The sequence below is a fragment of the Oceanispirochaeta sp. M1 genome (assembly GCF_003346715.1).
Taxonomy (GTDB): domain Bacteria; phylum Spirochaetota; class Spirochaetia; order DSM-2461; family DSM-2461; genus Oceanispirochaeta.
Genome location: NZ_QQPQ01000059.1, coordinates 1 through 21678 on the forward strand (window position 1 = coordinate 1; position 21678 = coordinate 21678).

Annotated in this window: 17 protein-coding genes; all 17 read right to left on the reverse strand. The window is 31.8% G+C overall.

The genetic code is table 11. The annotated features are described in order from the left end of the window. Window positions 1-726: 726 nt before the first annotated feature. The 17 genes from DV872_RS23705 to DV872_RS23780 all read right to left on the reverse strand — a co-directional run bounded on the left by DV872_RS23705 (window position 727) and on the right by DV872_RS23780 (window position 20898). Window positions 727-990 (reverse strand): transposase, encoded by a 264-nt coding sequence (locus DV872_RS23705; RefSeq protein WP_114632470.1) that lies wholly within the window; start codon window positions 988-990, stop codon window positions 727-729. Between the two features lie 333 nt (window positions 991-1323). Beyond that, window positions 1324-2226 (reverse strand): NAD(P)-dependent oxidoreductase, encoded by a 903-nt coding sequence (locus DV872_RS23710; RefSeq protein WP_114632455.1) that lies wholly within the window; start codon window positions 2224-2226, stop codon window positions 1324-1326. Beyond that, window positions 2219-3313 (reverse strand): CDP-glucose 4,6-dehydratase, encoded by a 1095-nt coding sequence (rfbG, locus tag DV872_RS23715; RefSeq protein WP_114632456.1) that lies wholly within the window; start codon window positions 3311-3313, stop codon window positions 2219-2221. Before rfbG ends, DV872_RS23710 begins: the two co-directional genes overlap by 8 nt. 9 nt (window positions 3314-3322) lie before the next feature. After that, complete coding sequence (gene rfbF / locus DV872_RS23720) at window positions 3323-4093, reverse strand: glucose-1-phosphate cytidylyltransferase (RefSeq protein WP_114632457.1); 771 nt, start codon at window positions 4091-4093, stop codon at window positions 3323-3325. Beyond that, window positions 4090-5544 (reverse strand): lipopolysaccharide biosynthesis protein, encoded by a 1455-nt coding sequence (locus DV872_RS23725; RefSeq protein ID WP_114632458.1) that lies wholly within the window; start codon window positions 5542-5544, stop codon window positions 4090-4092. Before DV872_RS23725 ends, rfbF begins: the two co-directional genes overlap by 4 nt. A 1590-nt stretch (window positions 5545-7134) precedes the next feature. Next, complete coding sequence (gene rfbH, locus DV872_RS23730) at window positions 7135-8457, reverse strand: lipopolysaccharide biosynthesis protein RfbH (protein ID WP_114632459.1); 1323 nt, start codon at window positions 8455-8457, stop codon at window positions 7135-7137. Between the two features lie 2 nt (window positions 8458-8459). Beyond that, window positions 8460-9197: an FAD-dependent oxidoreductase gene (locus DV872_RS23735; RefSeq protein ID WP_114632460.1), complete on the reverse strand. Its 738-nt coding sequence runs from the start codon at window positions 9195-9197 to the stop codon at window positions 8460-8462. 1281 nt (window positions 9198-10478) lie between these two features. Next, window positions 10479-10718: a hypothetical protein gene (locus DV872_RS26695; RefSeq protein ID WP_158547155.1), complete on the reverse strand. Its 240-nt coding sequence runs from the start codon at window positions 10716-10718 to the stop codon at window positions 10479-10481. A gap of 180 nt (window positions 10719-10898) precedes the next feature. Further along, a complete protein-coding gene (gene pseI / locus DV872_RS23740; RefSeq protein ID WP_114632461.1) occupies window positions 10899-11945 on the reverse strand; it encodes a pseudaminic acid synthase in 1047 nt (348 codons plus the stop codon). Continuing rightward, window positions 11938-14229: a hypothetical protein gene (locus tag DV872_RS23745; protein ID WP_114632462.1), complete on the reverse strand. Its 2292-nt coding sequence runs from the start codon at window positions 14227-14229 to the stop codon at window positions 11938-11940. The genes pseI (DV872_RS23740) and DV872_RS23745 overlap by 8 nt, the downstream gene beginning before the upstream one ends. A gap of 26 nt (window positions 14230-14255) precedes the next feature. Further along, window positions 14256-15047, reverse strand: a complete 792-nt coding sequence (locus DV872_RS23750; protein ID WP_147283257.1) for a TIM barrel protein — start codon at window positions 15045-15047, stop codon at window positions 14256-14258. Continuing rightward, window positions 15002-15691 carry a pseudaminic acid cytidylyltransferase gene (gene pseF / locus DV872_RS23755; protein WP_114632464.1) on the reverse strand — a complete coding sequence of 230 codons (690 nt, stop codon included), beginning with the start codon at window positions 15689-15691 and terminating at the stop codon, window positions 15002-15004. The genes DV872_RS23750 and pseF overlap by 46 nt, the downstream gene beginning before the upstream one ends. A 30-nt stretch (window positions 15692-15721) precedes the next feature. After that, on the reverse strand, window positions 15722-16738 hold the full coding sequence (pseI, locus tag DV872_RS23760) for a pseudaminic acid synthase (RefSeq protein WP_114632465.1): 1017 nt from the start codon (window positions 16736-16738) through the stop codon (window positions 15722-15724). A 1-nt stretch (window position 16739) separates the two neighbouring features. Beyond that, complete coding sequence (locus DV872_RS23765; protein WP_114632466.1) at window positions 16740-17579, reverse strand: methionyl-tRNA formyltransferase; 840 nt, start codon at window positions 17577-17579, stop codon at window positions 16740-16742. 646 nt (window positions 17580-18225) lie between these two features. After that, window positions 18226-19371 carry a UDP-4-amino-4,6-dideoxy-N-acetyl-beta-L-altrosamine transaminase gene (gene pseC / locus DV872_RS23770; RefSeq protein ID WP_114632467.1) on the reverse strand — a complete coding sequence of 382 codons (1146 nt, stop codon included), beginning with the start codon at window positions 19369-19371 and terminating at the stop codon, window positions 18226-18228. A gap of 3 nt (window positions 19372-19374) precedes the next feature. Next, a complete protein-coding gene (pseB, locus tag DV872_RS23775; protein WP_230391671.1) occupies window positions 19375-20379 on the reverse strand; it encodes a UDP-N-acetylglucosamine 4,6-dehydratase (inverting) in 1005 nt (334 codons plus the stop codon). Between the two features lie 12 nt (window positions 20380-20391). After that, a complete protein-coding gene (locus tag DV872_RS23780) occupies window positions 20392-20898 on the reverse strand; it encodes a winged helix-turn-helix transcriptional regulator (protein WP_114632469.1) in 507 nt (168 codons plus the stop codon). Between the last annotated feature and the right edge of the window lie 780 nt (window positions 20899-21678).

A 21678-nucleotide genomic window follows, 5' to 3' on the forward strand; every position in this document is an offset into this window, starting at 1 on the left:
TGTATATCGTTTCGACATATTGGACTTCTCATTATTCTCTATCATCTAAACCCTCACATCTATTATATCTGGAAATTATAATGTGTCCGAGTAATTACTGTCTGAAACAGTGTAGCCTATCCATTATTAATTTTAATCACAAAATACCTAATAGATATTTTACGGCTATACAAGTCTATAATGGTGAATAAGTAAACATACCATTATGAAAAATATAAACTGGTAAAGTAGTACACCAAATTTCATTTGACCTGTCAATTTCCTTATTACGAAAGTATTAATTTTTCCCATAAAACTGATTATTCTACTCATTTCAAAATTGGGCCCATATTCCAATTGAAATCGATTTATTGCTAGCTTCCACTGCCTTAGCGCCATAGTCCATTTTTTGAAGTCCTGCTGTACGGCTAAGTATATTATCTTAAAAGCGGATCTGTAATTAGCGGAAGTTATTCGATTATTGATAGGTTTCCGGATGACTTAATTCAAGGATTCAATGGCATTGGTAGTGTATATTATCTTTCTGATTTCTTATAAATATTCAAAAATGGATATCAGATTCTCCCAATGTCTCGTCCACGTTTTACTAATGGTGCCATATTGGGTGTCTCATTATTCAAGAATATTATTAAGTCCACGCTCAGCTTCATCCAGTGTGATTGAAGATTAGATTACCTTCAAATCTTTCACTGCTTCCTTACGGTCCTTCAAAAAGACATACTTCAACTAATTCCAAATAATATTGACAATAAATAGCTGAACTTTTGTTTTTGGAAACACTGTATTCATTGCTTTCAGGATTTCTTTACTCCATTTATAATATTTAGTTGGATGGAGCGATTCCTTTCGACAAATATCGGCGATGGAATCCTCACCTTTCCAACCCTCAAGAATGCTTCTAATCTTTTCTTTTGCGTTGAAGTGTCTTCTAGTTTCTCTTTTAATATCCCAAACGACACTTTCTGGTGCAAAACTTTTTGTAGGTATTATTGCCTCTCCTAACTATTATAGTTTAACTGTAGCTAAGAGAAATTGTTAAGTTGTCCGAAATACTCTGACAGAAACTAATCTAGTTCGAAAAAGATACAAACATATTTTAGGTCCTGCATATTTTCAATGCCCACTAGTGTTCTTCTTCGAGAAATTTCTTTAGACTCATTATTGTTATAAGACATAGCATTCTTTCAGAATTGATATTAAGCATTTTATTGACTGTAGATTATATTATGACGTAGAAAATTTACTGCAATAGTAGTTAGACTCAGGGAGATTTAACAATCTAAAATATATAGAATGCGAAATACATGTAATATAAGAATCCAATTATTTCTCCATATTTTTTTTGATAATTCGTTTAATACCTTCTTCAAAAGAAACCCTTGCTACCCAACCAGGTACTCCTCTTATATGATTCTGAGGTATCATCACATCTCTATTTCGATATGGAACAGCACCCCATGCTATAGGCAAAGACCGTCCAACAATACTTTCAAATTTCTGAGCCATTTCTCTAAGAGTCATTCTCTCTGAAGAATAAACTGCAAACCTTTCCATTGAATCTATACAGTTTTCTTTAGACTCCAACAGCTTCACCATAATTAAAAAGGCATTGACAACATCATCAATATAGCAAAGATCAATTATTTGTTCTCCTGGAGACATTTTTAAAATCTCATGAGATATCAACAAATTGAACCACAAATTGAAGATCTTGGATCGAGAGTCATCTTGGCCATATGTATCATTTAACATAAGAGTATTAAACCTTATACTAGAAGTATCTACATAATATTTAGCTATAGTAATAAAGGATTCTTTTGTGGCAGCATAAAGATTTACAGGAGAATATTTTTCATTATCAAAATGTTGCCAAAAAGTTCCAACATTCAAAAACCATTTAACCTTTGTTTTAGTGGAAATATCTAAAAGAACTGTTGACAAAATGATATTAGAAGAAATTAGGGCCTCAATATCCTTTGTTTTATGAACTCTTATTTTAGAGAGCGATGCTAGATGTAATACACCATCAAATCGCTCTTCATCAAAAAATGTATACAGGGATTCACAATTCCCATCATATATAAAAGTAGAACATTGCATTGGTAAATCTGATGTATTAGTTGAAGGTCTAATTAACAATGTAACTGAGTCTTCACGATCAATTAGTGCATTTAACACTTTTAAACCAATATACCCCGTCCCCCCAGTGAGTAAGATTTTACTCATTATTTACTCGATAAAACGAATTGATCTGATCAACACAAATCCCATATACATCTTCAATTTCATACTGCTTATACCAATTAATAGTTAATGATATAGTCTCTTTAATTGAAAGAGTAGGTTTCCAACCTAAGACAAAGCGTGCTTTACTGATATCTAAAGCTAACAATTGAGCTTCATGTAAAGCTAAAGGGTCAGAAATGTCCTTTAAATTACCTTTTCCATATGCTTCAATTACAAGAGAGGCAATATCCCACACACTAATAATAGAATCTAAATCAGGCCCAAAGTTCCATCCACCTGCATATTTAATTGGATCAAGTGATAATTTTAAACCAAGAAGAAGATAACCGCTTAAAGGTTCTAATACATGTTCCCAAGGACGAATTGCCTGCGGTGAACGAATCTCAATATCTTCATTGGCTTCTATTGAGCGTATACAATCTGGTATTATCCTATCAATTGACCAATCACCACCTCCAATAACATTCCCAGCTCGAACACTAGCTAATGCTGTTGTATGCTTTCCATAATCTTCTGGATTAAAAAAAGACTTTCGCCATGAGTTAATTGCTATTTCACAAGCACCTTTAGAAGAAGAATATGGATCATACCCACCCATTGGATCATCTTCACGATAGCCCCAAATATGTTCTTTATTGTCATAGCACTTATCAGTAGTAATACAGATACAAGTTTTAGTTTCTGGTGTTGCTCGGACTCCCTCCAAAACATTTATTGTACCCATAACATTTGTTTCATATGTCTCTACAGGTGCTTCATAACTAAAACGTACGAGTGGTTGAGCTGCTAAATGGAATACAATGTCAGGTTTATATGATAAGAATACGCTACTTAAGTGTTTTTTATCTCGAATATCACCTCTAATATCGGTAATTCTATCACTTATTCCAGAAAGAACAAAATTATCTCGACTGCAGAATGGATCCAAAGCATAACCTATTACATTAGCACCAAGTTCATTTAACCATATAGCAAGCCATGAACCCTTAAAACCAGTATGCCCAGTAACCAATACCTGCTTACCTGAATAGTATTGTCTTAACAAACTTTGATCAGATTTTATCATTTTGTAAAATTACCATTTCTTCCAAAAGGCTTCACCATTATCCCATAACTTATTTAGGTGAGCGAAATCACGCTCAGTATCTATACACTCCCAATTCCCATCATGCTTATACACCATTATCTGCTCTAGAGCGGCCAGTTTTTCAAATGTCCCATACTCAAGGTCACAAGATTGATCCTCTGTAAGGTAAGAAAGAAATTCCTTATTGAAAACCATAAATCCCCCATTGATTAATCCTAAAGTAGTTTGGGGTTTTTCTTCAAATGATATAAGGGTTCCATTGTTTTCAACAATCTCACCAAATCGTGCTGGAGGATGAACCCCTGATATTGTAACCATTTTTCCATGAGACTTATGGTATTTCACAAGAGATGCAATATTAATATCAGCTACACCGTCACCATAAGTCATCATATTAACATCATCAAGAAACTCTTCTACTCTTTTTACTCTTGCACCTTTTAATGTATTGATTCCAGTATCTATAAGCGTAACATTCCAATTAGATTCAGCATGCTTATTATGGTGCTGAAGTTCTTTAGAACCTAAATTGATTGTATAGTCATCACTATAGGCACTGTAATTATAGAAATATTCTTTAATTACTTCTGCTTTATATCCAAGAGAAAGAACAAAATCATTATAACCATAATTTGAATATCCTTTCATGATATGCCAAAGAATTGGTTTGTTACCTATTTTTACCATAGGTTTTGGTATCGCTTCTGTAATATGACCTAACCGGGATCCATACCCCCCCGCAAGTATTATAACTTTCATTTATTCCCCTTATTCCTAATTTTTTTAAAGACAAATTGTTTTATCATTATTTTTAAATCAGGAAAAATAATTCCAAAAATAAATATAACAATAAAAATAAAAATTACTTTAATAATAAAAGTGTATATAAAACCTATATTTTCTGTTAAATGAAGTATTAACATAACAATTACAAACATTACTACTGGTATACCAAAAATATATGACCATTGAAAATCGATACTATCTTTAGATCTATAACCAAAAAATGCATATATCAAAGTGCTTATAAAACGTTGTAATAGACTTGCTGTAGCTGCCCCGATTATACCATATCGCGGAATCATAATTATATTTAGCAAAATATTTAAAATTGCACCAATTATACTTACTAAAGAGAAGATATGAGTACTTGATATGAACAATGGTCCCGCAACAAAAATATAAACACCCGTAAATACAAATACAAAAGTTAAAAAAGGTACAACTGTATAACTATTAAAATACACATCTGATACAAAAACAGATACAACTTCTTTTGAGAATAAGCTTAATATAGAACCGACAAGAGAAATTACGAGAACTCCAATAGTCGAAACTTTAATTATAGCATTTTTACCCTCATCTCCTTTTTTCATTTGTTCGAAAAAAAATGGAGAATATGCCTGTGAAAAAGCAAAAACAAATACATTTACAAGATTTGAAATTTGAAAACCTATACTATATATTCCTGTTGCAGCAACCGAAAGTAATTTACTAATAAACACTCGATCAATCATAGTCATCGACCACCCAGAAATATTATGTGGTAGTAATGGCAATGAATATTTCAAAAGTTTTTTTAAAAGTGAATAACGAAACGATAACCCATACCTAGTATAGAAGCTAATTAGTGAATAAATAAAAAATATACCATTAGAAATCGCAACACTTAGAAGAAAGCCTTCGGATTTATAATGAAGCCCTACAATAAATAGCAATTTCAAGCCAACACTTACAAGAAAATACAGAAAATTAATAATAGAAAATTTGTTTGCTTCTTGTTTTATCTGTGCCATTGATTGCACTACTTGAAATATTGGCTCAAATGCTAATGAAACCAAACCCAATGTCATGAATGGATGAACTGGTATTTCTGCCAAGAAAGGTGAAAAAAAGAAATCAGACCACATAAAAAATATTATTGAGAAAAAAGTTGATGAAAATATCACTGTATTAAATACAGTACCAAAGAGTTCTTTTATCAGCTCATGTGATTTATTGTAATCATAATAGTAACGTCCCATTCCATTATTTAATGCTAGCATATAAAAAATTGATAAAAAACTGGTTATAGACGTAACTAGAGTAACCATACCATAATCACTTGGTGAAAGAAACACAGTATAAAGAGGTAACAGAAAAAACCCAACACCTTTTTGAAGTACAGTAAAGAATGTGTATATAGCTGTATTCTTTAATAATTTACTCAATAATAATCTCCATCAGTATTATGTTTCATCTAATTTTCAGTATTTAGAAATATTTAATAATTTATTAAATATTGAAGGCTTACTAAAATTTTCAAGAAGACCTTCCTATCCTAATTTGTAATTTAAATTCAATTGCTATAATTTTATGGAATATATTCTTTTCAAAATACATGATGAGTTTTGAAAGGAACATCTTCGTTTCAGTAGTTGATTGCAACTTCACTTTTATACGTCTCAATTTATAATTTTCTTTTCACAAAATCAATGAAACCTTTTACTGCTATCCAATCTATGTCATCTTGATAGTGTTACTATGATGCTGCTTTCAGTTATTCTGTACTATTGTCAGTTTCTAATTGTAGACAACTAATAAGTTATCCTTTCGACATAAATACTCAATCTTTAGAATCTTTTCTACTCTCTCGATTCTGATTTATCCTATCCGCATGAACTAAAACTGGATAATAGCCATATCCATCATAGTCTTTTTCAATCTAATGAATTAGATAGCCAGATTCAAAAAATTTCTACAAAGAAAGATTGTCTATGAAACTGAATCATTGATGAACTAATATAGAATTTAACACCGAACTCAATAGAAGTACGAGCCTTTCCACAAACGATCGCTCTGATATAAAGCTGGTTAACACTCATAATCCGGTTTTCAAATATTCACTAGTTTTACTCATACATCTTCCGAGGCTAATAATTCAGAAACTATTTTAACTTGAAATGTCAAACCAGTCTATATTGTACTTCTATATCAATCCTGTTAAACATGTGCTTTATTTACAGAATAATTGATTTCAAGTTATTCTGCATTTTACAGTTTTCTTAGCTCTTCTTAATATTACTCTCGAAACAAAGCCTCATTGGTCTTATGGACAATCTTGCCATCAATCCGCCCACGATAATGGTTAATTATTGATTGCTCGATTTTTTTCATATATCCTTTCAAACCAATGAGGTAATGAAAATAAGTTGTTTCTTTTATATAACTGGGAATCTTTTCATCAGAAAACAGATTGATTTCCTTTTTTATTAAAGAATTACTTGTACACAAAATGACTTACCCGGATCTCTCATATTCAAAAAAAATAGCTTCACATAATCAGCTTCAATCTTTTTCATGTATTTATTTACTAAGAATCACCCATCAATTATCTTCTTATAGATACTCACCAAAAGGACGACAGAAAACATATAGTTTGAGTTGATCATAATTATTTTCCCTGTATATATATTCACTGCTGTCACAGGGGTTTTCAGAAATTACTGCCTATATTCTTCCATCTAGAGATGTTAAATTAATGAATAACTCATTTATAAATTTATACTTAAGACTTTTTCAGCAGGCCATATTAGATTTGCTTTTATATAGTATGCAACGATTGTGTAGTGCTTAAGACTCTGAAGCATTTCATATTAGACTAGACTATCTGTATTATGGAAATTGATCACTCAAGTGTTCCATTATTGATTTGACTTCGATTCTTTCAGTTTATTGCATCCCAATATCTTTAATACTTTTTTCATCAATTATCATTGACCTATACTTTTAAAGCGTTGTCTACTATGTTAAACCATCAATCATAAAGGTAATCTCTCCATAAATTTTTCTATAACGGAAAGAGAGAAAATAATTTTATCTCTTGTTAATCCGGGAAAAGTACCCAAGAAAAATGTTTGATGCATAATCAGATCTGTAACCTTCAAATCTCCAACTACACGTTTTTCTATATCAAAATATGCCGGCTGACGAAGAAGATTGCCTCCAAAAAGATTTCGTGTTTCTACCAGATTTTGGGAAAGGAAATCAGTAAACTCTGTTCTGGTAAATCCCGCATCTTCCTTAACAGTAACCGGATAAGCAAACCAAGCAGGATCAGAGCCTTCAATAGCATAAGGAAGAATAAACTTATCTTCCCATTTTTTAAATCCTTCAGTCCATAAACGGAAATTTTCTTTCCGTCTTTCAATAAAACCATCCAGCTTTTTCAACTGTTCCACACCAATCGCTGCCTGCATATCGGTTGCTTTTAAATTGTAGCCAATATGGGAGTAAACATATTTATGATCATATCCCTTGGGAAGGGTTCCATACTGACCGGAAAACCTTTTCCCACAGGTATTATTCTCTCCGCCGGCACAGTAGCAATCACGTCCCCAATCCCTTATGGAACGAACTGCACGAGCCAGGTCATCATCATCTGTTAAAACGGCTCCGCCTTCTCCCATGGTGATATGGTGAGCAGGATAGAAGGAACAGGTAGTAATATGACCGAAAGTTCCCAGCATCTTTCCATTATATTTGGATCCGAGAGCATCACAGCAGTCTTCAATAAACCACAGATTATACTCCTCTACCAATTCCTGAATAACATCCAAATTATAGGGATTACCTAATGTATGAGCTAGGAAGATCGCTCTGGTTTTCGGTCCGATAGCCTTTTTCAACTCTCTTGGATCTATATTATAGGTACCCAGTTCCACATCAACAAATACAGGAACCATACCATGCTGAATAATTGGATTGACTGTAGTAGGAAATCCAGCAGCAACAGAAATAACCTCATCACCGGGCTTCAACTTTCTGTCTCCTAAAAGAGGTGATGTTAAAGCTGAAAAAGCCAGGAGATTTGCAGAAGATCCTGAATTTGTCAAAAAAGCATATTCCAAGTCAAATAAATCGGCAAATTCAGATTCAAATTCATCAGTATAACGACCGGATGTCAGCCAGAAATCCAGTGAAGAATCAACCAATGCCTGAAGTTCTGTTTCATCAAAAACCCTTCCGGCATAACGAACAGGTGTTTCACCCGGGATGTAGAATTCATCCTTAAATTTTACGTCATAAAAATCTTTCACAAGACCTGCAATTTCTGCTCTTAGTTCTTTTTCATTTTTACTCACAATTAACCCCATTCATCTATTATAATTTTATCTTTTAATATACCTGACTGCATAAGTTGCTGTTGAAACAGTTCAATCATTGTAGGTGGACCTGAAATAAAAAATACAGAATTGTCTTTCTTCTGAATATCATTTAAGATGTTATTCACAGACAAAAGACCCTCTTTTACATCCAGATTACCAGATACAGTTATTTGATCCGATGTTTCTTCCAAGTACAAATTCATAGAAAAATTATCCTGATTCAGTACTGAGGAAAGTTCTTCTTCAAAAATCATAAGGTCCTTATTCCGTAAACCATAATTCAACTGGATTGTAGTTGAATTACCGGATTGATTTAAGAAAGGAATAAAAGGTGATACACCTGTTCCGCCCGCAATCAAGATAGCAGCCTGACCATCCTGAATATGGTTACATATAATAAATTCCCCATAAGGAGCCTTCAACCAGATAGGCATTCCGATTAAAATGGTCTCTTCCATTTTTTTTGTATATAAACCTTTGACGCTATATACAATAGAGACTTCTGTTCTGTCATCAGAACAGGAAGCGATAGAAAAAACTCTTGATTCCGGCCAGAAACCAGAGGTAGGATCATATTCTTCCAACGTCAAATGGAGAAATTGACCAGCTTTAAATCTGGGAAACTTTCTCTCAGATTTAAAAACCAGTTTATATACCTGTCTTCCGTAAGCCTCTATCTCTTTTACAATAGCATTTATTTTTTGCGGGTTGGCCATTCTTTACTCCATGAAACATAAATTTAAAATAACTAGGTTTTGCTGAATAGTCTTCAAGAAGTCTTTTTCAATATTACCCTATATTTGGCCTTATTTTCAGTATTTTTTTTTCACAAATCTTATTAAAGTTTAGAACAAGAGCAATTATATAAATATTAATTTTATTTGTCTCCTTAAGCTTAGATTTTAATAGCGCTATTCCAGATCTTCTCTTTCCAACTCCTGATTTACTTTCAATAATTATTCGGTCACTATAATCCTGATATCATTGTTGATTTTCCTGCTTCAGCTTTTCTTTATTTTTCTCTGTTACTTTTATGGGGAGACCTATCGGCTTTCCTGTCATGCGGATGTTATTCTCATTACAATAATTCTTTTTTTATATGCTTGACATATTTTATCTACATGACTGACTTAGGAAAGTACACAAACACCTCTCTTTTTTTTTATATATCAATCAAGTCTTGTGATTTATTAAAAATATCCCAGAATAAATGCTCTATTAGGCATAATCATTCGATCAAACTCAAAGATACTTTCTCTCAAAATTCTAAATTTTAATCAGCGTTTCCACTCACGATTGGCCTACCGTTGACCTTACTTGTGGCTGAATAACACTAACTATTCTGTTATCTACCCTTTTTCCCAGTTTTCATACATATATAGTTGCTGAGTGTGTACTTCTTTTACAACTTCAAACCATCCCTGTATCTTGGCGATTACTGAAAGAAAAACAACATTACAGTATATAAAGTCCAATACATCTACATAGCCAATTTGGATTATACATAGCCAATTTTGAACCTATAATATTTCAACTGCATATTTATAGGTGTTCTTCTAACTTTACTTCGTTGCTTTCGTTTCTTTCTATAAGCAATAAAATTACTGTGTGATAATTGTCGGTAATCCCTTGACTTCCTTTGGAATACAGAATGATAAGAAGTGTAAATAAAATCAAAAAAACTATTTAGTATATACCCTGACTTCATTAAAATTGACATGTCATTTGGATATCTTATGTCAGCAGTAGTGCAGGCCTAATCTACAATAAATTTTCCAATATTATTTATCCCCTGATCTTCTTCAATTTTTCTACACCTTTTATTTTTTTACAAATTACGTTTTTATCTTCTTTAATATATATTTCATTTAACTTCTTAATAAGCTGTGTCCATCAAGACACTTTATAAAATACATCAATAATGATGAAAACAAGGACTTTATCCTTGTTTTCCTTCATACAATGAAATATCATAGGTATGAATTTTCCCTTACTTTTTAAATAATTTCTCTGTTAGATATTTGTGATTTTTCTTTATTGATTAGGGCTCTGTGAGCCATTCTTACCGATTTTACTGGAGTTCCTATTCCAGAATCAGATAACATCTCTTTATAAACTTTTTTTAATCTTCTTCTAGGGGACATGTTTTCTTCGTCAAGATGACAATCTAATGTTAAATAAAAATCTTCATGTTTCTGCTTATTTTCACACTCTTCTCTATAAATGATCAACTCCAATACAAGGGTTTTAGGGCAATTCCCAATAATGTGTTCACGTATTGATACATTTTTGCAAGGAAATCTTTATACTGTAATTTCATAAACATTAATCAGCGGACTCTAAATAGTATAATCTGCAGTAAATTTTATAAAAAATTATCTACTACAAATATGAAAGAAAATCCTAGAAGAAATTAACTAGCAGTTTATATAATCATAACTCATTGGTGTGCCCCTTTTAATATTCTGAGAACACTTCTTACCTAATATGTTTTCATATTCCTTAGGAGAAATCCCATAACCAGGACGTATTGATTTCAAATTGGAATCAGAGAAAATATCTCCTTTAACCATATCTTTAACTATAAAAAGAGACCTTGAGTAATTACGATTTAACTTAGATTTTTCTGAGAGGTTGTAAGAAATATTTCCTAATGCCTTTTCAACTTTTCTAATTGAATCTACCATCTCTTTAAAATTATTCGGCTCCATTGAAAATAGTGCATCAGGTCCACCTAATGTTCTATCAAGTGTGAAGTGTTTTTCTACGACCTTTGCTCCAAGAGCTACAGCTGCTAGAACACACTCTAAATCCATAGTGTGATCAGATAGCCCTACAATTGTATTAAATGTTGTTTTCATATCTATAAGAGTCTTTAAATTCATTTCTTCAAGAGGAGCAGGATAAGAACTGATACATTTCAACAGTATAAGATTGTCATTATTGACTTCATTGCAAGCATCTACAATATCAAATATTTCATCTTTCTCTATTATTCCAGTAGATATAATAATAGGTTTATTTTTTGATGCAATATACTTAATTAAAGGAATATCAACAGCTTCAAATGAAGCGACTTTGTAAACTGGAACATTCATTTTTTCAAGAAAATCTACAGCTGTTTTGTCAAAAGGCGTAGAAAACAATGTTATTCCGATTTCATCAGCTATTTCTTTTAACTTTGGTTGCCACTCCCAAGGCATTGTCCCTTCTTTATAAATATCATACTCATACTGTCCATCCCAAATAGTACCTCCACTTATTCTAAATAAATCAGATTTACAATCAATGGTCATCGTATCAGCTGTATATGTTTGTATCTTAACAGCATTTGCTCCTGATTCTTTAGCTGCAATAATAGTTTTTTTTGCTATTTCAAAACTATTACAATGATTTGCTGAGATCTCGGCTATGATATAACATTCTGAATCATCATTTATAATAAAATTATCGATATTAATCATTTTTATTCTTATCTTTATACCAAACTCTCAAATACCCGTTTTCATCAACAGTAGTGCTTTCCGGTAGTTCCCAATAGGGATTCCATCTAAGTCTATCTTCATAATTATAATAAGTTTGCAATAATATTTTTTCATTTTTTCTCTCTAGAATACTATTCTCATATAATGTGATTTTCCCTACATCAGTCATTAAAGCCAATTCGGGCTTAGATCTACCAGAGAAGTAACCACTAGTTGTTATTTGCCGTATTAGGTTAATACTATCATCTACAGTATTTCTGAAATCATCAGCTCCCTTAATTGGAACACAATGAAAAATATAATGATTATCAATCCCCATATACCTTATATCATCACAAAGAGACATTAAATCCTGTTTATTTGTATTTATATCATTTAACAAAACAGTTTGATTGTAGATATTTACATGATTTCTAATTTTCTCAAACGCATTCCTAACTTCAGGAAATAATTCAGCAGAATGATTTATCTGCGTTGCCATTTCAATTCTGAAAGAGTAATTTCTCTTAAAAAGAGCAATAATATTATCATTAATACCTGAAGGGTTATGAATTGGAATACGACTAGCAATTCGAACGATTTTAATGTTGTGCTTCATTGTATCTAATTCATCAAGAAACTTAATTAGTTTTGTAGGAACCAGTAAAGGATCACCGCCAGTGATCAGTAATTCACGAATATCAGCTAGATCAGGAAGACCGCTAATACAACGAGCTACGCGACTCAGATCTTCATCAGATAAGGCAAATGGTGAATAAAACTGACGTAGACAATGTCTGCAATTGGCCAAACATTGTAGAATTGGTTCAACTATTAAAACTCTTTTGTAAAGACGTTCTAAACCAAGTAGTTTTTTCCCTTCATACTCGAATAAAGATGATGCTTCATAATGCTTTAGAGTAAAATCATCTGATTGCTTATTGACTGGTGAAGATGCTACATAAAATTGTCTCTTCAATACGTTCTCTACTGCAACATCATTATTAACAATTGCTTGATCCAATTTATTTTTGATAAATGAGCTAACCCGGAATCCTGCAGTACCTTTAGCTTTTTTCTTTGTATCAACACTTAAAGTAACTACATTTTGTACTTGAGTTGTGAAATTGACAGCTTCATCGATAGTATTAAATTTAAAGGCAACGACTCCTAGAGTATTTGTTCCAATTTTAAATTCTTCAACCTCATCTCCTACTTCAACTATCTGATGCTCAAATATCACATTATCAATATATTTGGAATCTATTGTATATCCGTTATACAAGCCATTTTCAGAACTATTAAGTATATATGAAACTATTGGAGTCTGATCTTTCTTAATTTTATACTGATAATTTACACCAAATGCAGCATACACCGCAGCTTCAGTCATATCAAATCCAGAAGCGAACTCAATCATACGAGGAACAAAATTACCACCATTTCTCAAGGCTATATCTATAATATGGACTTCATTATCAGAAACAAGACCGTCGAAATTCATACAGCCTGATTCCAGATTCAGTGAAGTTATGATTGCCTGGAACTGTTCGTCAAGGCTCTGTTTTATATCATTTGAAATCTTTCCAGGAAAGATTTCTCCAACAGGTACATTGTAATCCGTATCAATCTTAAAATAATTATGCCCATAAAGAGCATATTCGAGTTTACCGTTCTGAAAAAAAACATCACCGTCAAGTTCAAGCACCTTACTATCAATTTTTTCTTCAAAAATCACTTGATCTAATGTAGAACACTCCAAAGCATTCTGAAATGCAGCTTCAATCTCATTTTCTACTTTAATGAATGTTTGTCCACGAGAACCACCCGAATCAACAGGCTTTACGATTAATTCATTGTGTTTTAAAAAATCAAAAATATCTTGAGGATTATCATCCTTCTTGAGAATTCTGAAATCTGGATGAGGCAAACTCAACTTCTTTTGAAGATTCCTGAAAAGTCCTTTATCTTGTAATATTAATGCCGCATCCATAGGATTACCAGGTAAATTTAGCTCTTTGGCTACATAGGAAACAGTTTCTACAGCTGCATTTGCAGCATAAGTCATAATTGCATCAATTTTATATTTTTTAGCCGCTTCTAATACTTTTTCTTTATCAATAGTAGAAATATTTAAAGATAAATCGCTATATGAATGACCAATCTGAGAGAGATCATTACTAAGAGTAATAACATTACACCCTAAATACTTAGCTTTTTTTATTGCTGGTAATTGATAATCAGTTGCTCCTAAGAATAACAATCTCTTAAATTTAAATTCCATTAATGAATCTCCCAAATTTTATTTATTCAGTAGAATATTCTACGAAAAGATTTTACATCGTCATTAAAATCATCTAATTTATCTAATGATTTCTTATTAGTCTCAATGCTAATCATATAGTCAATAATCAATCTTTTCTTTAATTTATTAAAATCCATATTACCTTTCCCAATATTAAAATGATCATCATATGGTGTAGTAGTATCTGTATCAGATAAATGCAACATTTCAGGCTTCAATATCAAAAAATCATCGATCATGTTCCAATAATCAATTTTATAGTGTACTGCTGCAGCTATAGCATGACCTATATCTAAAACAAAACCTACATTGCACCTTCTTTTGATATATTCTATCTCTTCTGGTTTAACACCAATAAAATGATCAATAATTGTATCATTTGAAACAATCGCAGGAACATTCTCAATTAGGATTCTATCATCATCTATTTGATTCAACTGTTTTATTGTTTCATCAATACTTCCATTTGCTTCGCAATGTACTATAATTTTATTTGCTGTCAATGCATCCGCATAAGTTTGTACTTTTTTGAAAATCTTTAAATTATTTTCTAATTCATATTTATCAGCTAAGTTAAATCCGTGTGCCATATGAGGAGAATGAATTACATATGGTATCGATAATTTTTCCCAGTAAGCTAACTTATTTTCTGTCCCTGGAACATAATATAATTCGATGTAATCAATATAGCCTTCCTCAATTAGTCTTTTTGCCTCATTTAGGTAATTATCTGTATTGATTGACCAAATTTTTAATCCCAATTTATGCAATTGTACAGTACCTCCGCTATTTTCCAATCTTCTAATGTATCGATATCTCTTACTTTACTCTCAGGAATTTCAAAACCATGTGTATTATCGGTAATAATAAGCTTATTTTTGATAAAATGAGTCACATTAAACCAATAGAATTGCCCTGAATCATGATACATCGGTTGCAAATCTTGAGTTCTACTATTTTGATATTCAGGTGATTTATATTCAAGATATCCATCATTGTCAATGAAAGCTCTTTGTATAGGATGAGAATATTTTATTACAGGCAATACAGAACTGTATTTACTTTTTGATATAAATGAAAACGTCTCATTTAAGATTTTATCTGTAATAAAAGGTGCTGTTGCATATAAACAACAGCAATTATCAAATGTAAGACCTTTTTTTTTATAGTTTAGTAGTACTTCTTCCAAGACATCTACTGTACTAGCAAAATCATTACTAGTTATTTTACTGCGTAAGAAGGGAACTTTAGCGCCACAATTTATGGCTAAATTAGAGATCTCCACATCATCAGTTGAAACCATTACTTCATCAAATAAACCTGATCTCAAAGCAGATTCAATAGAGTATTCAATAATAGGCTTACCACAGAACAATTTAACATTTTTACGTGGGATTCTTTTACTGCCACCCCTTGCAGGAATAATACAGATATTTTTCATATTCCTCCCCTTGAATTTATTATGAGTATACTATTCAACATAACTGACTAAATCCCAGCTCATAGGGGTTCCTAAAGCGATATCTATGTTTGCTTTCTTACCAAGAATATCAGAATAATATTTCGGCGATAAACCAAATCCTGGTCTTATAGACCGCAAATTTTGAGTAGAGAAAACATCACCACACTTAATATTTTCAACTACAAAGAGAGAACGGCGGAAATCTTGATTTGCCTTTGCTATATAATCCAAATCATATGAAACAGGCTTAAGGGCTTTCTCAACTGAACGTATAGATGAAACCATTTCTGCAAATTCCTTAGGTTCTATTGAAAAGGAAGAATCAGGCCCTACATTTTTCCGATCAAGAATGAAATGTTTTTCAACAATGGTTGCTCCCATAGCAACAGCAGCTATAGCAACCTGAGGGCCGAGAGAATGATCAGAGAGCCCAACTTTGACTCCAAATGTTTCTTTCATGTTTTTCATTTTATTTAAATTAATGGACTCGGTAAAAGATGGATAGCTTGAACTACACTCTAATAGAGTAATATCAAAGTTACCAGCATCTTTACAAACTATTACAGCATCATAGATTTCATCAATAGTTGCTACACCAGTAGATATAATAATTGGTTTTCCTAGTGATGCGACTTTCTCTATTAGTATTAAATCAGCAATTTCAAAAGATGCAATCTTATATATTGGATTTCCACATGATTCTAGGAAGTCAACAGAAGTAGAATCAAATGGAGAAGAAAACAGTTGAATATTATTATCAAGAGCAATTTTCTTTATCTTTAAATACCAATCCCATGGCATAGATGCATCTTCATATAACTCATAATATGTTTTCCCATCCCAAAGTGAACCATTATTTATCTTGAAATACGAATTATCACATTTGATAGTCATAGTATCTGCTGTATAAGTCTGAATTTTTACTGCATCTGCACCACATTCAGCCGCTTTAACAATTGTTTCTTTTGCAATTTCAAAGCTATTATTGTGATTCGCAGATAATTCTGCAACTATAAAAGTACTCATACTATTCACCAATTCGGAATTTTATTAATTTTAATTGATTATCTTTACAGTTCAAATAAATACCATCCTTTTTTTCTTCAAGAAGACCAATAGCTGCACCAGTTTTTTTCAATACTTTTACTTCTTCAATAAAATATTTTTTTCCAAACCTCTGAAAAAAATATGCATTTGGGTAACTACCACTTAAAGCACGTATAAAATTTAAGATTTCTTGAGTCGGTAAATAGGGATTTAAATAACTCATCATTGAAGTTCTTAAGCCATAATAAGTAGCTTTAGCTTCATCTTGAATAATTGGTTTAATATCTAATTTGATTTTATTAAGACTAGCTAAGATGACATCAGGATATATGATAGACATCTTCTTTAATAAAGTATCTCCTGTATCATCTTTACTAATTTTAATTTTAACTTGTTCAATAATATTTCCTGCATCAACTTCTTTTACAATAATATGACTAGTAATACCTGTTTCATTTTCTCCATTCATTATGGTCCAGACATGTGGTGATCGTCCTCTATAAACTGGTAATAATGATCCATGGATATTAAAGGCAAAATTGAAAATCGAAAAGACATTATATGGAATGATATATTTGTAATTAATACTTATAAGAATAGAGTTTTTATATCCACGAAAGAGATTATATGACTTAGGATCATCCCATGCTTTTTGCCTATAACAAATTATTCCAATTTCAGAACAGAAATCTGAAAGAGATTCTCCACTATTATCTGGATGTGTATATACACTAACAACATCATACTTTTGAATGATCACTTGCAACGATTTTATTGCGAGAAAACCCGAACCGAAAATTATAATATTATCAATTTGCAATGATTTGCCTCACACTACACTATTAAGATACAAAAGCAAAAATTTTAAACTACATTAACTTTTTTGTCTTGTTGCAGCAAATTTTGATATTTTTATTACTCAAATTTATATTTGCTGAATTGTTATCGGAAGACCTAAATTTGTTCAGTAAACTAATAATAAATTAAAAATTGACTAGCATAATGACATTTATATTTCAAGCCACCACATTTTTAAGCATACTTTATGCTATCAGTATTCTCTGAACAGAATAACTATATTGAAACTTTATAACACGCTAATGCTTTTATTAATATCAAATTTACTATATTACTTTTAAAAGATCAGCTTGAACAAATGAAGCAGAAACCATAAATGTGCAGACAGCATCAACTTGAATACCCAACTTACAACATTGCTTTAAGACTTTCATTATACCATCAACCATTCCTAATTTATCAACTGTTTGTTATTAGATTATAAAAATAATCACTTACTCAAATTGTCTCTAAATACTGCTAATTGTTCGAATCGATGAAAACCGTTACTTCACAAAAAGAATATTTTGTAACGGAAATATAATTTGATATAAAAAATATAGCTTTCTAGAGAAGAGGCGAATATTTTTATTTTGGATTCTTTTACTATCACCTCATGTAGGAATATATTATATATTTAGTAATTTCATAATTTCTGTTATGACATAATCCTGTTCTTTAATACTTAGATCAGGATACAATGGCAAGCTGATAGCTTTTGAATAATATTCTTCAGCATTGGGGCATAACCCCCTGAAATTTCTATCCTTATAATAAGGTTGTCTATAAACTGGAATATAATGAACTTGTGTGCCTATTCCCTTTTGAAAGAGCTTTTCTATAAAATCTGCTCTACTGATTTTAAATTTTTTAAAATTAATTAACAAAACATATAAGTGAAAACAACTCCGCTTATTATTAGATTCATATGGGGAAACTACACCACTAATATTTCCAAAAATTAAATTATATTTATCAACAATAGCTCGTCGTTTTATTTTAAAATCATCAATTCTTTTCATTTGACTATTTCCAAGAGCAGCTTGAATATCTGTCAGCCTATAGTTAAAACCCAACCCTTGCATTTCATAAAACCATGGACCTGGATTCTCAGTAAGTTTTTCTTGGTTTTTAGTAATTCCATGATTTCTTAACAACAATAACTTATCAAACAGTTCTTTGTTATTTGTTGTTATAGCACCTCCTTCTCCAGATGTTATTGTCTTTACTGGGTGAAAGGAAAAAATAGTCATATCTGAGTATTTACAACTGCCAACTTTATCTCCATCTGAATAAGAGGACCCTATAGCATGAGCAGCATCTTCAATTATTGATATGTCAGATCTTTCACCTGCCAACTGATAAAACCCTTCCATATCACATGGTTGCCCCGCAAAATGAACAGGTATAATCAATTTTGTATTTTCTTTAAGAACATCTTTGACAGAAGAAGGAGTAATATTATATGTATCTGGGTCAATATCGGCAAACAAAGGTGTAATATTGTTATAAATCATAGCATTCGAAGAAGCTACAAATGTATTTGGAGAAGTAACACCACTAACATTTGAACCTATATCTAAGGCCGCAACAGCTATATGCAATGCTGCTGTTCCATTTGCTACAGCTACACAATATTTCGCTCCACAGTAATCAGCTATTGATTTTTCGAACTTTTCAACACTTGGCCCCTGTGTTAAGAAATCTGACTTTAACACACTAACAACGGATTCTATATCTTCAATAGTGATTGATTGTCTACCATATGAAATCATAAATCAAACCTTAACCATTTTATGAAACTCATTTTCTATCCATCCTGACAGTTCTTCATTTGTCATCCATTCTTGATTATTATCACTTGAATATGAAAATCCTTCCGGGACTTTAGAGCCATTATTAATTCTTAATTCATCTGTGTACCAATCATGGATTGCAGGCAATATTTTGTAGTAACTATCATATTCATATGTAAACATAGCATCTTCAATGCTAATCATAATCTCATGTAATTTCTCACCTGGTCTAATTCCTACATATCTCAATTCAGCCTCTGGTGCAATAGTTTTTGCTAAATCTACAACCTTCATTGAAGGTATCTTTTTAACGTAGATTTCTCCGCCTTCTGCATCCTCAAAAGCTTTCCAAACTAATTCAACACCTTGATCAAGAGTTATCATAAAACGTGTCATTCTTTCATCAGTGATAGGAAGAACTCCTTCCTTTTTTTTATTCAGAAAAAAAGGAATAACCGATCCCCGACTTCCCATAACATTTCCATACCGAACGACTGAAAACCGGGTGGAATCTGGATTGGAATAAGAATTACCTGCTACAAAAACTTTATCTGAAGCCAATTTTGTTGCACCATATAGATTGATAGGGTTACATGCTTTATCTGTACTAAGGGCAACACATCGTTTTACTTTCTTGTCGATACAAGCATCAATTAAGTTCATTGCACCATTGATATTTGTCTTGATACATTCGAAAGGATTATATTCAGCTGTTGGTACTATTTTAGTCGCTGCTGCATGCACTACATAATCAACACCATCAAGAGCTCTATATAATCTTTCTTTATCTCGAACATCTCCGATAAAGAAGCGCAGGCGTGGATCATCCTCAAAACGACTGGCCATACTCCATTGTTTCATTTCATCACGTGAATAAATAATTATCTTTTTGGGTTTATATTTTTCTAGAGTCATTTCAATGAACTTATGTCCAAATGATCCGGTTCCACCAGTTATCAATATTACAGAATTCTTTAGCATTTTCATATCTCCTAAGATTTAACCTATTATCAGATGTTTTAAGGAAAACATATTTTTATCATTATCCACTTTATTTGATGATTCAGATATAAAACAAAATACACCTTCAGAAAAATCATCTATTTCTTGAGGGATCAATTTAAATTCTATACCCATTTTGTAGCAAACATGCTCAATTATAAATTCAAAATCACTTTGGCCCTGAAGAGCAATAATACAATATTCCTCTTTTTTTACTTGTTTTACAATCTCGAATATTGCATCCTGATATACCACGACATTCTTGATAGTACGCCTGAAATAGCTCCAAGATCGCTTACTAATCTCATCCAAACCATCTGTTGTAAGAATATAATGGATATTTCTGTTATTTACTTTTTTGATTGTAATAAATCCTTTTTTCACAAATCGCTTGAGGATAGCATTTGTCATGCCCAAGGATGCCTGTGCAATAGAAGCCAGATCTCTTTGGCTAACTTGAGGATTATTCTGTATTTGTTCTAGGATTATTATTTCTTTGTCCATTAGTCTTTTCTTGATTAAGAGAGGATAGATCTACCCCTACCCATTGGCCTTGCTGCCTATTGTAAGATAAGGATTCTGATAGAAGAATATTATCAATAAGCCGGAACTAAATTTGATAAAAATTTTTTCTTCAACTGTCTTTGTTCAATAACTGAACATATCATAAACCTTTTATTTTCTACAATAAGCAAAATTACTATATAGCCATTATTTAACAAAATATGCAGAAGCTAGCCGCGTATTTAAATATAAATAATCCGTTTTTCAATATCCATTGCTCTATATTTCTCTCCTTCTAATAAAACCCTTCAATTAAACAAATTTTCTCCAATACTCCCAAGAATCTATCATTATCCTTACTATTCCTCACGGCTATACTAATACAGTTCCTGTTCTCAAATCCCCTTTCACCTGTTAGGTCTTTCAGGAATAACTGATCTTATTTAAGGAGCTGGGTAACAAGAGTGGTGCTATAATGCCTATGACATCACAGAGGAAGAAGTTTGTCTGGCTGGGATAAGGATGGAGAGTGAAAAGTTTACAAAGTTTTTATAGAAGCGGTTTCTCTCTGTTGCAATTTCCTCTCAGCCCAGATGGTATGATTATTCATATTTACAGTAGATTTTCTGGATGAACTCGGCAAAGGAGTTTATTATTTAGGGCCTGCTGAATAAATCCTAAGTTTAAATTTACAAAGGAGTTATTCATTAATATAATGACTTCAGATGCATGAATAACGGTAGAAATTACCGAAAACCTTTGCAGCTGAGGTGAGTATGT

What these genes read in the sequence shown, in the direction of transcription:
- DV872_RS23780 (WP_114632469.1), bottom strand. Translation starts at nt 20,898, where the DNA reads ATGGACAAAGAAATAATAATCCTAGAACAAATACAGAATAATCCTCAA.
- DV872_RS23745 (WP_114632462.1), bottom strand. Translation starts at nt 14,229, where the DNA reads ATGGAATTTAAATTTAAGAGATTGTTATTCTTAGGAGCAACTGATTAT.
- DV872_RS23735 (WP_114632460.1), bottom strand. Translation starts at nt 9,197, where the DNA reads ATGGCCAACCCGCAAAAAATAAATGCTATTGTAAAAGAGATAGAGGCT.
- pseC (WP_114632467.1), bottom strand. Translation starts at nt 19,371, where the DNA reads ATGATTTCATATGGTAGACAATCAATCACTATTGAAGATATAGAATCC.
- rfbG (WP_114632456.1), bottom strand. Translation starts at nt 3,313, where the DNA reads ATGATAAAATCTGATCAAAGTTTGTTAAGACAATACTATTCAGGTAAG.
- pseB (WP_230391671.1), bottom strand. Translation starts at nt 20,379, where the DNA reads ATGAAAATGCTAAAGAATTCTGTAATATTGATAACTGGTGGAACCGGA.
- pseI (WP_114632465.1), bottom strand. Translation starts at nt 16,738, where the DNA reads ATGAGTACTTTTATAGTTGCAGAATTATCTGCGAATCACAATAATAGC.
- DV872_RS23710 (WP_114632455.1), bottom strand. Translation starts at nt 2,226, where the DNA reads ATGAGTAAAATCTTACTCACTGGGGGGACGGGGTATATTGGTTTAAAA.
- rfbF (WP_114632457.1), bottom strand. Translation starts at nt 4,093, where the DNA reads ATGAAAGTTATAATACTTGCGGGGGGGTATGGATCCCGGTTAGGTCAT.
- pseI (WP_114632461.1), bottom strand. Translation starts at nt 11,945, where the DNA reads ATGATTAATATCGATAATTTTATTATAAATGATGATTCAGAATGTTAT.
- pseF (WP_114632464.1), bottom strand. Translation starts at nt 15,691, where the DNA reads ATGAAAAATATCTGTATTATTCCTGCAAGGGGTGGCAGTAAAAGAATC.